Genomic DNA, 15,395 nt, shown 5'->3' with positions numbered 1-15,395 from the left:
CATGACTGCCACAACAGGATCAGAGATCCGTAGTTTCGCCGACGTACCGCTGCGTGGGGACGGAGAGGCTCAGCCGGCGACCCCAGAGGCCGTCGAACAGCACGTCGCCGCGGCCGCCGCCGCGCACGGCTACGCCCCGGAACAACTGACGTGGGCCACGCCCGAGGGCATCGACGTCAAGCCGGTGTACATCGCCCAGGACAGAGATGCCGCCGCGGCCGCCGGCTATCCGCTCGACAGCTTCCCCGGCGCACCGCCTTTCGTGCGCGGGCCGTACCCGACCATGTACGTCAACCAGCCGTGGACCATCCGCCAGTACGCCGGGTTCTCCACCGCCGCCGAATCCAACGCGTTCTACCGGCGCAACCTGGCCGCCGGCCAGAAGGGTCTGTCGGTCGCCTTCGACCTGGCCACCCACCGCGGGTACGACTCGGACCATCCGCGCGTGCAGGGTGACGTCGGAATGGCCGGTGTGGCCATCGATTCCATTCTCGACATGCGCCAGTTGTTCGACGGCATCGACCTGTCGACGGTCAGCGTGTCGATGACCATGAACGGCGCGGTGTTGCCGATCCTGGCGCTCTACGTCGTCGCCGCCGAGGAGCAGGGGGTACCGCCGGAGAAGCTGGCCGGGACCATCCAGAACGACATCCTCAAAGAGTTCATGGTCCGCAACACCTACATCTATCCGCCCAAGCCGTCGATGCGGATCATCTCCGACATCTTCGGCTACACCAGCGCCAAGATGCCGAAGTTCAATTCGATCTCGATCTCGGGGTACCACATCCAAGAGGCCGGGGCGACAGCCGATCTGGAGCTCGCCTACACGCTGGCCGACGGTGTCGAGTACATCAAGGCCGGCCTCGACGCCGGGTTGGACATCGACAAGTTCGCGCCGCGGCTGTCCTTCTTCTGGGGTATCGGGATGAACTTCTTCATGGAGGTGGCCAAGCTGCGTGCCGGCCGCTTGCTGTGGAGCGAGCTGGTGGCCAAGTTCGACCCGAAGAACGACAAGTCGCTCTCCCTGCGGACCCACTCGCAGACCTCGGGCTGGTCGCTGACCGCCCAGGACGTCTTCAACAATGTGGCTCGCACGTGTGTGGAGGCGATGGCGGCCACCCAGGGGCACACCCAGTCGCTGCACACCAACGCGCTCGACGAGGCGTTGGCACTGCCCACCGACTTCTCGGCGCGGATCGCCCGCAACACCCAGCTGTTGTTGCAGCAGGAGTCGGGAACCACCCGGCCGATCGATCCGTGGGGCGGTTCGTACTACGTCGAGTGGCTCACACACCAGTTGGCCGACAAGGCGCGGGCCCACATCCACGAGGTCAACGAGCACGGCGGGATGGCCCAGGCCATCAGCGACGGCATCCCCAAGCTGCGTATCGAAGAGGCCGCTGCCCGCACCCAGGCACGGATTGACTCCGGTGCCCAGCCGCTGATCGGCGTCAACAAGTACCAGGTGGAAGAGGACCAGGAGATCGAGGTCCTCAAGGTCGAGAACAGCCGGGTGCGGGCCGAGCAGCTGGCCAAGTTGCAGCAGCTGCGCGCGGAGCGCGACGAGTCGGCGACGCAGGCCGCGCTGGCCGAGTTGAGCCGCGCTGCCGAGGCGACCGGCCCGGCGGGCGAGGATGGACTGGGCAACAACCTGCTGGCGCTGGCGATCAACGCCGCCCGGGCCAAGGCCACACTCGGTGAGATCTCCGACGCCCTGGAGAAGGTGTACGGGCGCCATCAGGCCGAGATCCGTACGATTTCGGGCGTCTACCGCGACGAAATAGGGGGAGCGGGGAAGGTCGGGGGAATGTCTACCGCAACCGAGCTCGTGACCAAGTTCGCCGAGGCCGACGGCCGCCGGCCCCGCATCCTGGTGGCCAAGATGGGCCAGGACGGGCACGACCGCGGGCAGAAGGTGATCGCGACGGCGTTCGCCGACATCGGCTTCGACGTCGACGTGGGCTCGCTGTTCTCCACCCCGGAGGAGGTGGCCCGTCAGGCCGCCGACAACGACGTGCATGTGGTCGGGGTGTCGTCACTGGCCGCGGGGCACTTGACCCTGGTGCCCGCGCTGCGTGACGCCCTGGCCGAGGTGGGCCGGCCCGACATCATGATCGTCGTCGGTGGGGTGATCCCGCCCGGGGACTTCGACGAGTTGTACGAGGCCGGGGCCAACGCGATCTTCCCGCCGGGCACCGTGATCGCCGATGCCGCGATCGGCTTGTTGCAGAAGTTGGCCCAGCGGCTCGGTTACCAGCTGAGCTAGCCGTGGCTCCCTCAGTTACCGAGCTCGCGGCGGCGATCCGGGGCGGTGACCGCGCCGCCCTGGCTCGGGCCATCACGATGGTCGAGTCCACCCGGGCCGACCATCGTGACCAGGCGCAGCAGTTGCTGCTGGAACTGATGCCGGACGCCGGCAAAGCCCAACACATCGGTATCACCGGTGTACCCGGGGTCGGTAAGTCGACGACGATCGAAGCGCTGGGCATGTTCCTGATCGAGGCCGGCCACCGGGTCGCGGTGCTGGCCGTGGACCCGTCGTCGACCCGGACCGGCGGCTCGATCCTGGGCGACAAGACCCGGATGGCCCGTCTCGCAGTGCATCCCGACGCCTACATCCGACCGTCACCGACCTCCGGGACGCTGGGCGGGGTGGCCAAGGCCACCCGCGAGACCATCGTGTTGCTCGAGGCAGCGGGTTACGACGTCATCCTGGTCGAGACGGTCGGGGTGGGGCAGTCGGAGGTGACGGTATCGAACATGGTCGACACCTTCGTGTTTCTCACGCTGGCCCGCACGGGCGACCAGTTGCAGGGCATCAAGAAGGGTGTGCTGGAACTCGCCGACGTCATCGTGGTGAACAAGGCCGACGGCGAACACGCGATCGAGGCGAAACAGGCCGCACGTGAGTTGACCGGCGCTATCCGGTTGATCTACCCGCGTGAAACGCTCTGGCGGCCACCGGTTCTCACGATGAGTGCGATCGAAGGGCACGGGCTGTCGGAGCTGTGGGACACGGTGATCAAACACCGCGAGGTGCTCACCGAGGCAGGCGAGTTCGAGTCCCGCCGCCGCGCCCAGCAGGTGGACTGGACCTGGTCGATGGTCCACGATGCCGTGCTGGACCGGGTGCTGTCGCATCCGGGGGTACGCGGCATCCGCGCCGAGGTGGAACGGCGGGTGCGCCAGGGTGAACTCACCCCGGCCTTGGCTGCCCAGGAAATTCTTGCTGCGGCCGAGGCGGGACGGTGACGGATGTGAAGGCGACACTGCGCGGTGTGGCGGCTGCGATGGTGGTCGGTGGGGTCCTGTTGACCGGGTGCGGAGGCGGTGAATCGGCCAGTCCGGCGCCGACGGTGGCCAAGACCAAGCTGCAGGCCATGGCCAAGGAGAAGCTGGAGGCCGCGGCGAAGCGCAAGGCCAAGTCTGTGACCTGTGATGACGGCATCGTCGGCCGCGTGGGTGCGACCCAGCACTGTGTGCTGACGGCCAAGGACGGCACCAAGTACGGCGTTACCGCCACGGTGCGCGAGGTGAGGTCCGACAACGTCAACATCGACTTCAAGGTGGATGACAAGCCGAGCTCGTGAGGCGCCGGCGCCGATGCTTGGCTAACAGGTGGGTAACGGTTGAGTGATTTGCTGTGGTTCCAGGTAAATTCAACTGTGTGACCGATCACAATCGGGCGCGCGACGCGGCGCTCCCACATGGTGTCCAAGGTGCGGCGGACCGAAACTTTTCCTGTACGGTGCGCGGCTTCTCGAAACTGTTCCCGGGCCGCAAGTACGGGGGCGGCGCGCTGGCGATCTACCTGGATGGTGTGCCACTCGTCGACGTCTGGACCGGTTACTCCGATCGTGCGGGCACCCAATATTGGACGGCCGACACCGGCGCGATGGTGTTCTCGGCAACCAAGGGGATGGCCTCGACGGTCATCCATCGGCTTGTCGACCGCGGCTTGATCGACTATGACAGCCCGGTGTGCGCGTATTGGCCCGAGTTCGGGGTCAACGGCAAGTCCCGGGTCACGGTCCGGCAGGTAATGGCGCACGAAGCCGGACTGTCGCAACTCAACGGTGTGAGCAAGACCGATCTGCTCGATCATCGTGCGATGGAGGCACGGGTGGCCGCGGCGGGGGTCAATTCGCTGCTGTTCGGGAAGTCGGCGTATCACGCCCTGACCTACGGTTGGCTGCTGTCGGGTCTGGCCCGCGCGGTGACCGGGCAGAGTATGCGTGAACTTTTCCGGATCGAATTGGCCGAGCCCCTGGGGACCGATGGCCTGCACCTGGGGCGTCCGCCGGCTGACGCTCCGACCCGGGCCGCCCAGATCCTGGGGCCGCAGGGGCGGTGGCCCAACCATCTCTTCGATTTCGTCGCGCCACGGGTCGCGGCCTTGAAATTTTCCGGCGCATTCGGCTCGATGTACTTCCCCGGGGTGATGTCCCTGGTCCAGGGGGAGACACCGTTCCTGGATTCCGAAGCCCCTGCCGTCAACGGGGTCGCCACCGCACGTGGTCTGGGCAGGATGTACGGCGCCATCGCCAACCGCGGGCTCTTGCACGGCACGGAATATCTGTCGGAAAGCACGGTCGCCGGCCTGACCGGTCCGCCCGGGTTACGGCCGGACCGGAACTTGGGCGTCCCGCTCGGTTTCTATCTCGGCTACCACTCGGTGCCCTTCGGGGTGATGCCCGGGTTCGGCCACGTCGGGCTGGGCGGGTCAGTGGGCTGGGCCGACCCGGCCAGCGGACTGGCGGTCGGGTTCGTGCACAACCGGCTGCTGACGCCGATGGTGCTGGATATGGCCACGTTTGTCGGGCTGAACGCGCTGATCCGCAAGGACGTGGCACGCGCCCGTGATCACGGTTACGAGGCGGTGCCGGACCTCGGCGCCGCGCCGTATGAGGTGCCCAAGCCCGTCGCCGGATGACTTTTCTTCTGTTCTGAGCCGACCTGACGTATGCCGCCAGGTCGGCTTTTTTGGGCATTCCTCACGCTGCGGTGAGGGGAACGACCGTGTACCGCCAGACGGGTCAGTGATATGCATCACACCTGGGCCCGGATTCGGGAAAGGCGTCTCAACTGCGAAGTGGGTGCTCGTCGTTAATCGGTGCGCATTTGCTTCACGTAGCGGCTGTGTGCCGACTCACGGATCGTCGGATGCCGTGAGCTGGATCTCGAATTGCCACCGACCGTTGTCGATCTGGGCCCGGCGCCAGGCGGCAGAGTTGCGACTGCCTGGCAAGGGGTCATGATCAATGCTGGTCACTTACGTTGCATTGTCAACGGGAACCATTAGCTGATGCGGACGGTTGGGTACGTATTCGTACCGTGGAAGGCATCATTTCGCGCGGAACATAAATTCGGTTCAACTCGTAAATGGCCGTTTGCGTGCCGGTGGCTGGTTAACTTGTTCGTATGGCTTGGTGAATTACGCGCGCGGCGGTCCTGAACATTGTTTCCAAGCTATGGACAACTTGTGAATTGGCGACCGCTGCGGTGACATCGCGGCATATTCAGTTGTCTAAACACGGACGAATAGCGCCCTTGTGTGGTCATGGTGCGGATCGAAATCCCTTGATAAACAACATCATTAGTCGAGCGCAGGAGCTGGGTCGGCTTTCTGCCGAGCGGTTGCCGTCGAATTGGCAGTCCTCGACAAATTTCTGAAAGCGCGCCGCATCAGCAACATCGAGGCCGTTTTTGGGAACGCATGTTTCCAACATCTATGTTGATCAACGCGTTACGCTACGGCCCGCGTTGGCAACGATCTGAGCCGGATGTGGGGATTCGGTTCCGTCCGTCGACGACGACGTAGCGCCCATTCTTTTCCGCAGTCTTAGTACGTTGATCGAACTTTGCTCATGGATCACATCGAGAGAGGTTGAGCCGCTTGGTCGAGACACCCGTCACCCCGATTGCCGTGATCGGCATGGCCTGCCGGCTCCCGGGCGGGATCGACTCACCGGCCGGCTTCTGGCAGGCCCTCCTGCGCGGCGACGACCTCGTCACGAAGGTTCCGTCGGACCGGTGGGACGGCGATGAGTACTACGACCCGGAGCCCGGTGTCCCGGGTCGCTCGGTGTCCAAATGGGGTGCGTTCCTCGACGATGTCGCCGGCTTCGACGCGGATTTCTTCGGCTACGGCGAGCGCGAGGCGCCGTCGATCGATCCCCAGCACCGTCTGCTTCTCGAAACCTCGTGGGAAGCCCTCGAACATGCGGGGCTGGCTCCTGTCGATATCGCGGATTCGCCGACTGGTGTGTTCCTCGGTATGACGCACAACGACTATCAGATGGTCGCTGCCGAGGCGGATGCGCTCGACGGCGCCTATGGCTTTGCGGGCACCAACTTCAGCTTGGCCTCGGGCCGCGTCGCTTATGCGTTGGGCGTGCACGGGCCCGCGCTGACGGTTGATTCGGCGTGCTCATCGGGCCTGCTCGCCATTCACCTGGCATGCCGCAGCCTGCACGAATCGGAAAGCGACCTGGCCCTGGCCGGAGGCGCTTCGCTGCTGCTCGATCCCAAGAAGATGGTGGCCGGCTCGGCACAGGGAATGCTCTCACCCACGGGGCGGTGCCGGGCGTTCGACGTCGGCGCCGACGGGTTCGTCTCAGGTGAAGGCGTGGCCATGGTGCTGTTGAAACGTCTGGCCGACGCCGAGCGCGACGGTGACCGGGTCCTCGCGGTGATCCGCGGCACCGCAGCCAACCAAGACGGCCACACGATCAACATCGCGACCCCGTCCGAGGCTGCGCAAAGCGCTGTCTATCGGGCGGCGCTGGCCGCCGGCGGAATCGATCCGACCACGGTCGGCATGGTCGAAGCCCACGGAACGGGCACGCCGGTCGGTGATCCCATCGAGTTCGCGAGTTTGGCCGCGGTGTACGGCACCGTCGGACCCTGCGCCCTCGGGTCGGTCAAGACCAACATCGGCCACGCCCAGTCGGCATCGGGTGCGATCGGCCTGATCAAATCGGTGCTCGCACTGCAGCACGGCGCGATTCCGGCCAATCTGCATTTCACCGGCCTACCCGAACCGATGGCCCGGCTCAACAGCTCACTGATCGTGCCGACCGAGCTGATGGCGTGGCCCCTCGACGCGAAGCACCCGCGTCGCGCGGCGGTGTCCTCCTACGGGTTGTCGGGTACCAACGTGCATGCCGTGCTCGAGCAGGCGCCCGACGCCGGAGCGGATTCCGACGCCGGACCGCGAGGCGGATCGGAGCCCATGATCTTCGCGGTGTCGTCGACCTCGCCCGACGAACTGCGACGCACCGCCGGCCGGTTGGCCAACTGGTTGGCTCACGAGGGTGGTGATCAGCCGCTGCCGGATCTGGCCTACACGCTCGCCAGGCGTCGGGCCCACCGGCCGTTCCGTGCCACGGTGACGGCGGCGAACGCCGAGGAACTCGGCGCAGCCCTGCGAGAAGTCGCCGAGGGCGACGCGGTCTACGAGGCCGCGGTCGGTACCGGGGAACGCGGACCGGTCTGGTTGTTCTCGGGCCAAGGCTCGCAATGGGCCGGGATGGGCGCGCAGCTGCTGGCCACCGAGCCGGCCTTCGCAGCGGCCATCGCCGAGCTGGAACCCCTCATCGAAGTCGAGTCGAACTTCTCTGTCACAGAGGCGATTTCACAACCGGCACCGATCGAGGGCATCGACCGGGTCCAACCGACGATCTTCGCGATGCAGGTCGCACTCGCCGCCGCGATGAAGGCCAGGGGAGTGCAGCCCGGCGCAGTGATCGGCCACTCGATGGGCGAGGCGGCCGCCGCTGTCGTGGCTGGTGCCTTGTCGCTGCAGGACGGGGTACGGGTGATCTGCCGGCGGTCGACCCTGATGACGCGCCTCTCAGGCTCCGGTGCCATGGCATCGGTGGAACTGCCCGCTGCCCACGTCTTGTCCGAACTCGCCGCTCGGGGGATCACCGACGTGGTGATATCGGTGATCGCCTCGCCGCGGTCCACCGTCGTCGGTGGCACCACCGAGCGCATCCGGGAACTCGTCGCCGATTGGGAGCAGCGCGACATCATGGCCCGCGAGGTGGCTGTCGACGTGGCATCCCACTCACCGCAGGTCGATCCGATCCTCGACGACCTCGCCGAGGTGCTCGCCGACCTGACACCGCTCACCCCGACGGTTCCGTACTACTCGTCGACGTCGTATGACCCGCGCGACGAGCCCTGCGCCGACGCCGACTACTGGGTCGACAACCTGCGGCACGCGGTCCGGTTCTCCGCGGCGGTACAGGCCGCCCTCGAAGACGGTTACCGGGTGTTCGGCGAGTTGGCCCCGCACCCGCTGCTGGTGCACCCGGCCGAACAGGTGGCCCGCAGTCTGGACATCACCATCGCCGCCGTGGCAAGCATGCGACGCGAGACCGCGTTGCCGACGGGTCTGCTCGGCTACGTCGGAGATCTGCACAGTGCCGGTGCCGCAATCAATTTCGCGACGCTCTACCCCTCCGGCAGCCTCGTCGACGCCCCGCTTCCCACCTGGACTCGGCTGCCCCTGACCGTCAGCCGCGATGCGCGCGAGCAGCATCCCGGCGGTGGGCATCTGCTCAGCGTTCATCCGCTGTTGGGTGCGCACGTGGTCCTTCCCGAGGATCCCGAGCGGCACATCTGGCAGGCCGACGTCGGGGTCGACGCTCAGCCGTGGCTGGCCGACCACCAGGTCCACAACGTGGCCGCGCTTCCCGGCGCCGCGTATTGCGAGATGGCGTTGGCCGCCGGTCGTGCACTGCTGGGCGACACCTGCGAGGTTCGTGACGTCACCTTCGACCAGATGCTCTTGCTCGACGACCAGACCCTGGTCTCGGCTGAGGCCACGGCGACCGGCGACGGGGCGGTGCACTTCCTGGTCGAGACCACCAAGCAGGGCGATGGCATCCGGCGTGCGACAGCGGTGATCGTCGAATCTGCGCCGTCTGATGTCCCGGCGCGTCATGATCTGCCCGCGCTGAAGTCGGCCCATCCGCGTCGTGTCGACGGGGATGGACTGCGAAAGTGGTTTGCGCAGAGAGGTATTCAATACGGACCGGCGTTCTGCGGGCTGTCCGCCGCGTACACCGGCGAGGGCGTTGTCGACAGCGTCCTGGCCGAGGTCGCTTTGCCGAGCGCGATCCGTTCCCAGCAGGGTGCGTACCAGATCCACCCGGCGCTGCTCGACGTGTGCTTCCAGTCCGTGGCGGCGTACGCCGAGGGGGCGGACCCGGGCGGTTTGCTGCTGCCACTGGGCGTGAAGAGCTTGCGTGCATCCGGTTCGACACGCGCGGCGCACTACTGCTTGCTGCAGGTCACCGCCGCCGACGCCACCGGCGTGGAGGCTGATCTCGACCTGCTCGACGAGGATGGGACCGTCCTGCTGGTTGTCCGAGGACTGCGCCTGGGCACCGGGATGTCCGAGAGCGGTCAGCGGGAACACATCTTCAACGAGCGCCTGCTCGCCGTCGAATGGCATGAGCAGGAAGTGCCCGAGATGCGGGAGTCCGCAGCGGGTCGTTGGTTGTTGATCACTCCTGACGCGACTGATCTGCTCACCGTCGAGTTGGCCGACGCGCTGAGCCTCGACGCGGGTGAGGTGTCGACAGCGGTGTGGCCCGAAGTCGGGATCGGTTCCGCCGACGTCGAGTCCCTGCGTGACCAGCTGAGAGCCGAGACGTACAGCGACGTCGTCGTGCTGCCGGCGGCGACCGTCGGTGTGGGAGATCGGGAATCGGCTTCCCGCGGGCTGGAAGTCGTGCAGCGTGCGGTGCGCATCGCGCAGCAGCTCGGCGACATCGAGGAACGGATGCCCCGGCTGCATCTCATCACCCGCGGCGCCCAGTCGGTGCTTCCCAAAGACCCGATCAACCTCGACCACGTCGGGCTGCGCGGACTGGTCCGCGTCATCGGTAACGAACAACCGGGGTTGCATGCGACGCAGATCGACATCGATGCGCGCACCGCAGCCAAGGACATCGCCCGGCAACTGCTCGCCGGCAGCCCTGAGGACGAGACGGCGTGGCGCGACGGCAGGTGGTACACCGCGCGTCTCGGTGCGAGGCCGCTGGATGCCGACGACCGTGCCACCACTGCCGTCGACCTGGCCACGGACGCGGTACGCATGGATGTTCGGACACCCGGTGACTTCAGATCGTTGGAGCTCACAGCCGTCGACCGGACTGTGCCCGAGGCGGGTTGTGTCGAGGTCAGGGTCAGTGCGTCGAGCCTCAACTTCGTCGACGTCCTGGCGGCCTCCGGTCGCTACCCGGCGCCGGAAGAGCAATCCACAATGCTGGGCCGCGATTTCGCCGGCGTCATCACCGCGGTCGGACCGGATGTCACCGATCACAAGGTCGGCGATCGGGTGGCCGGCGTGGCCGCCGGTTGTTGGGGCACCTTCGTCACCTGCCCGTCCGCTCTCGCGGTCGGACTGCCCGATCAACTGGCGACCGGTGTCGCCGCGGCCGTGCCCACCTCACATGCGGCCGCCTGGTATTCCCTGCATGACCTGGCGCGGGTCTGCGCCCAGGACAAGGTGCTGATCCACTGCGCCTCCGGTGGCCTCGGCACGGCCGCCATCGCGATCGCACGCGAAAGTGGTGCTGAGGTGTTCGCCACCGCCGGTAGCCCCGAGCGTCGACAACTGTTGCGCGACATGGGAGTCAAGTACGTATACGATTCCCGCTCACTGAGCTTTGCTGACGAGATCCGTCGCGACACCGACGGATACGGCGTGGACATCGTGCTCAACTCGGCGACCGGCCCGGTGCAGCGCGCCGGGCTGGAACTGCTCGCCTTCGGCGGCCGGTTCATCGAGACCGGCGTGGGCGAGCTCCGCGGCGACGCCAATCTCACCCCGGCGGTGATCGGGCAAGGGGTGTCGTTCCATGCGGTCAACCTGTCGACGTTGAGCCGGCGGCGTCCCGACATCGTTCGCCGCGTGCTGGTCACCGTGTTCGGCAAGATCGCGGACGGCACGTTGCCGATGCCCGAGGTCAGCTCCTATCCACTGACCGAGTGGCCGACGGCGATGGAGTTGATGAGCGCGGCAGAGCACACCGGAAAGCTCGTGTTGGAGATGCCGGACGCCGGGAAGGAAACGGCCGTGGTGCCGCCCGAGAACGCACCGGTTTTCCGCACCGACGGCGCCTACGTCATCACCGGCGGCCTGGGCGGGCTGGGCCTGTTCCTCGCCGACAAAATGGCCTCCGCCGGTTGCGGCCGGATCGTGCTCAACGCCAGGTCCCAGCCTTCTGCTGCGGCAACTCACGAGCTCGACCGGATCCGCGATCTCGGCACCGAAGTGGAGGTGGTCACCGGCGACATCGCCGATCCGGCCACCGCCGCGGCGCTGGGCGCGGCCGCGACCACCACCGGGCTGGCTCTGCGAGGTGTGTTGCATGCCGCCGCCGTCGTCGAGGATGCCACGCTGACCAACATCACCGATGACCTGCTGGCTCGGGATTGGACGCCAAAGGCGTTGGGGGCGTGGAACCTCCACGAGGCAACCGGGTCGCACTCGTTGGACTGGTTCTGTTGCTTCTCATCGGCGGCGGCACTGGTGGGTTCACCCGGACAGGGCGCGTATGCGGCGGCCAACAGCTGGCTGGACGGTTTCACCGCCTGGCGGCGAGACCAGGGCCTGCCGTCCAACGTGATCGCCTGGGGCGCCTGGGCCCAGATCGGCAAAGGCACCGGATTCGCCGAAATGTCGGAATCGGCAATCGCACCCGAGGAAGGCGCGCACGCGTTCGAGACGATCTTGCGGCACGATCGCGGATACGCCGGTTATACACCGGTCGCCGGAGTGCCCTGGCTCGCCGACTTCGCCAAGCGCGTCCCGTTCGCGGAATCGTTCCGTCCGGCCGCCGACGGCGATGCCGACGCCGGCGGGTTCCTCGCCGAGCTGTCCGACAGCCCACGTGATGAATGGCCATCGCGGCTGCGTCGCCTGGTCTCCGATCAGATCAGCGTGTTGCTGCGGCGGTCGATCGACCCGGACCGTCCGCTGGCCGAGTACGGCATCGATTCGCTGGGCAACCTCGAGTTGCGGACGAGGATCGAAACCGAGACCGGCGTCCGGATCAGCCCGGCGGACATCACGACGGTTCGTGGACTTGCCGACAAGCTGTGCGAGAAGTTGATCACCACTGCCGACCCGGAACCGACACCGACGGCGTGAAGCCGAAATCGGTTGAGTGTATGAAGGAGTCACGTTGCTGTTAGGGTCCGTTGCGATCGGTTCGATCGAAGAGTGGGAAGCTCCGCCCGGTGCGGCCGTTTCGTGGCGCGCCTCGCCGGGGTCGTGCGCGAAGGCGGCGCAGGCGCCGGTCAGTGCGGTGCCGGTCAGCTACATGCAGGCCCAGCACCTGCGCGGGTTCGTCGACCAGCGAGCCAAGGGCCTCGACTACTCGCGGTTGGTGATCGTGACGTGTGACGTCCCTGGCCAGTGCGACATCAGGGCAATGACATATGTGGTCAATGCCCACGTGCGCAGGCATGACACGTTCCGCAGCTGGTTCGAGTACCACGATGTCAACGACATCGTGCGGCACACGATGCCCAACCCGGCCGACATCAAATTCGTGCCCACCCGGCACGGCGATCTCACGTCAGAGGAACTGCGGGCGCTGACGTTGTCGACACCGGATCCACTGCACTGGGACTGCTTCACCTACGGCATCGTTCAGTACCCGGATCGGTTCACGATCTACGTGAGCATCGACCACCTGCACATGGATGCGACATTCGCCGGCGTCACGCTCATGGAATTCCACGCCATGTACAGCACGCTCGTCGGCGGCGGTGCTCCGTTGGCTCTGCCGGAGGCGGGCAGTTACGACGCCTTCTGCCTGCGACAGAAGGAGCTTCTCGGTTCCTTGACGCCGGACTCTCCGGCCGTTCGGGCCTGGGCCGACTTCGCCGCCAACAACGACGGAAGTCTGCCGGACTTCCCGCTGCCCCTTGGTGATCCGCTAGAGCCGTGCGGAGCCGAGGTGTGGGTGGAGACCATCATGGACGAGGAGCAGACCGCCGAGTTCGAGGCATTGTGCGTCGATGCCGGGGCCCGTTTCATCGGCGGCATGCTCGCCTGCACCGGCCTGGTCGAGTATGAGTTGACCGGTGCAAAGACGTACTACGGGTTGACCCCGAGCGACACCAGAAAGACCACCGCCGATCTGATGACGATGGGCTGGTTCACCGGGTTGATCCCGATCACCGTCCCCATCGCGGACAGGTCGTTCGCCGAAGCCGCGGTCGCCGCGCAGGAATCCTTCGATGCGGGTCGCGAACTGGTGGATGTGCCGTTCTACCGGGTGCTCGAATTGCGACCCGAATTGGATTGGCCGCGGCCGAATTTCCAGGTGATCAACTTTCTGGATGCCGGGGCAGCGCCGTTGTCGGTGCTGCTCACGACAGAGCTGGAATCGATGCGGATCGGAATGTTCAGCGACGGCGTGTACTCGTATCAGATGACCATCTTCTTGGTGCGCCTGAAGGACCGCACCGCCGTATCGGTGGTCTATCCGAACAATCCGGAGGCACACGAGTCGGTCGGCCGGTACATCAAGATATTGAAATCGACATGTGCCCGGGTCCTGGAGAGTCTCAGTGCAGGAGCGCTCAGGTGAGACACGGCATGAAGTCGAAAAAGGAAGGCGCACTCGGTGACTGAATCAACACTCAACGGCGTGCTGCGGGAACGTGCCAGCCTCCAGCCCAACGACGTCGCCTATACCTTTGTCGACTATGAACGGGACTGGGATGGCGTCGAGGAGAACCTGACCTGGGGGCAGCTCTACCGCCGCATCCGAAATCTGGCCGCAGAACTGCAGACTCACGCGGCAGGTGGGGACCGCGCGGTGGTGCTGGCGCCGCAGGGGCTCGATTACGTGGTGGCGTTCTTGGCTTCGTTGGAAGCCGGTGTGGTCTCGGTTCCACTGTCGACGCCGATGATCGGTGCGCACGATGAGCGGGTCACCGCAGTGCTCAGCGATGCATCCCCCGCCGTCATCCTGACCACCTCGGCCATTGCCGAGACGGTGAAGCCGTACGCCGTGGCACAGGATGGCCATCCGGCGCCCAACGTGCTCGAGGTCGACACGCTCGACCTCGACTCCCGTAAGTCCGTGCGACTGCGGCGCGAACCACCGCCGCAGACCGCCTACCTGCAGTACACCTCGGGCTCGACCCGCATCCCGGCGGGCGTGATGGTGTCGAACCGCAACCTGACGGCCAATTTCGAGCAGATGATGGCCGGCTTCTACCCGGATTACAATCGGGTGCCGCCGTCGGACACCACGGTCGTGACCTGGCTGCCGCTCTACCACGACATGGGCATGATGGCCGGGATCGTCGCCCCGATTCTCGGCGGATGGCGCACCGTGATGATGAGCCCGCTGGCGTTTCTGGCCCGACCGGCCCGCTGGATGCAGCAGTTGGGCAGCGTGACCACCGGGCTGACCGCCGGACCCAATTTCGCTTTCGACCTCGCCGCTGCCAAGACCACCGATGACGACATGGCGGGCTGCGATCTGGGCAACGTGTTGAGCATCATCAGCGGTGCCGAGCGGGTGCATGAAACAACGGTCCACCGCTTCGCCGATCGATTCGCCTCTTTCAACCTGCAACCAAAGGTGATTCGGCCTTCTTACGGTCTGGCTGAGGCCACGTTGTACGTGGCGACGCGGGAGCCGGGAAAGCCGCCGCACGTGGTCCACTTCGAGCCGGAGAAGCTGGCGGCCGGCCACGCCGAGCGATGCGCGAGCGGGACGGCCTTGATCAGTTACGGCACCCCGCAGAGTCCCGCGGTCCGGATCGTCGACCCCGACACCCGTTCCGAGGTCCCGGCCGGGATGATCGGAGAGATCTGGGCGCATGGGGAGAACATTGCGGTCGGGTACTGGAACCGGCCGGCCGAAACCGAGGAGACGTTCGGTGCGGAGGTGACCGGCGTACCGGGAACCTGGCTGCGCACAGGCGATCTGGGCTTCATCTCCGAAGGTGAGCTGTTCATCATCGGCAGGGTCAAGGATTTGCTGATCGTTCGCGGCCGCAACCACTACCCGGATGACATCGAGGCCACGGTGTCGTCGATCTCGCGAGGCCGGGTGGCCGCGATCGCGGTGAACCATGACGAGGAGGAGAAACTCGTCGCCGTCATCGAGGTCAAGAAGCGGTCCGGTGAATCACCGGAGGACCTCTCGGAGCGTCTGGCAGCGATGAAGCGCGAAGTCACATCGGCGATTTCGACCAACCACGGACTGAACCCGGCCGATCTCGCGCTCGTCGCCCCCGGTTCGCTCCCGATCACCACCAGCGGCAAGGTCCGCCGGGCAGCGAGCGCCGAACTGTACCGGCGCAAGGAATTTGCCAGGTTGGACACCTAGCCGGGACGACTGAAG

At 66.2% G+C, this 15,395-nt stretch carries 8 protein-coding genes; 7 read left to right on the top strand and 1 reads right to left on the bottom strand.

Features of this window, described 5'->3' with window-relative positions:
• Position 1 precedes the first annotated feature (1 nt).
• From scpA to A5740_RS16250, 4 genes are all read left to right on the top strand, one after another.
• Positions 2 to 2,266: a methylmalonyl-CoA mutase gene (scpA, locus tag A5740_RS16265; RefSeq protein WP_076195508.1), complete on the top strand. Its 2,265-nt coding sequence runs from the start codon at positions 2 to 4 to the stop codon at positions 2,264 to 2,266.
• Between the two features lie 2 nt (positions 2,267 to 2,268).
• Positions 2,269 to 3,252, top strand: a complete 984-nt coding sequence (gene meaB, locus A5740_RS16260; protein WP_076195507.1) for a methylmalonyl Co-A mutase-associated GTPase MeaB — start codon at positions 2,269 to 2,271, stop codon at positions 3,250 to 3,252.
• Complete coding sequence (locus A5740_RS16255) at positions 3,249 to 3,590, top strand: DUF4333 domain-containing protein (protein ID WP_076195506.1); 342 nt, start codon at positions 3,249 to 3,251, stop codon at positions 3,588 to 3,590. The genes meaB and A5740_RS16255 overlap by 4 nt, the downstream gene beginning before the upstream one ends.
• Before the next feature lie 77 nt (positions 3,591 to 3,667).
• Positions 3,668 to 4,933 carry a serine hydrolase domain-containing protein gene (locus A5740_RS16250; protein WP_076195505.1) on the top strand — a complete coding sequence of 422 codons (1,266 nt, stop codon included), beginning with the start codon at positions 3,668 to 3,670 and terminating at the stop codon, positions 4,931 to 4,933.
• Between the two features lie 216 nt (positions 4,934 to 5,149).
• On the opposite strand, the gene A5740_RS29330 is transcribed toward A5740_RS16250, so the two are convergent.
• The gene (locus A5740_RS29330) at positions 5,150 to 5,272 is read right to left on the bottom strand and encodes a hypothetical protein (RefSeq protein WP_256386374.1); all 123 of its coding nucleotides are present in this window, start codon (positions 5,270 to 5,272) and stop codon (positions 5,150 to 5,152) included.
• 624 nt (positions 5,273 to 5,896) lie between these two features.
• Here A5740_RS29330 and pks2 point away from each other — a divergent pair.
• From pks2 to A5740_RS16235, 3 genes are read left to right on the top strand one after another with little or no spacing between them, the layout of a single operon-like run.
• Positions 5,897 to 12,172 carry a type I polyketide synthase gene (pks2, locus tag A5740_RS16245; protein WP_076195601.1) on the top strand — a complete coding sequence of 2,092 codons (6,276 nt, stop codon included), beginning with the start codon at positions 5,897 to 5,899 and terminating at the stop codon, positions 12,170 to 12,172.
• Positions 12,173 to 12,206: 34 nt separating this feature from the next.
• On the top strand, positions 12,207 to 13,622 hold the full coding sequence (locus A5740_RS16240; protein ID WP_076195600.1) for a condensation domain-containing protein: 1,416 nt from the start codon (positions 12,207 to 12,209) through the stop codon (positions 13,620 to 13,622).
• A gap of 36 nt (positions 13,623 to 13,658) precedes the next feature.
• Entirely contained in the window at positions 13,659 to 15,380 is a 1,722-nt protein-coding gene (locus A5740_RS16235) for an AMP-binding protein (RefSeq protein ID WP_076195504.1), read from the top strand.
• Positions 15,381 to 15,395 lie beyond the last annotated feature (15 nt).

This window comes from Mycobacterium sp. GA-1841, from assembly GCF_001954135.1.
Classification (GTDB): domain Bacteria; phylum Actinomycetota; class Actinomycetes; order Mycobacteriales; family Mycobacteriaceae; genus Mycobacterium.
Note: the sequence above shows the minus strand (reverse complement) of the source record. Positions and strands in the feature narration are given on the sequence as shown.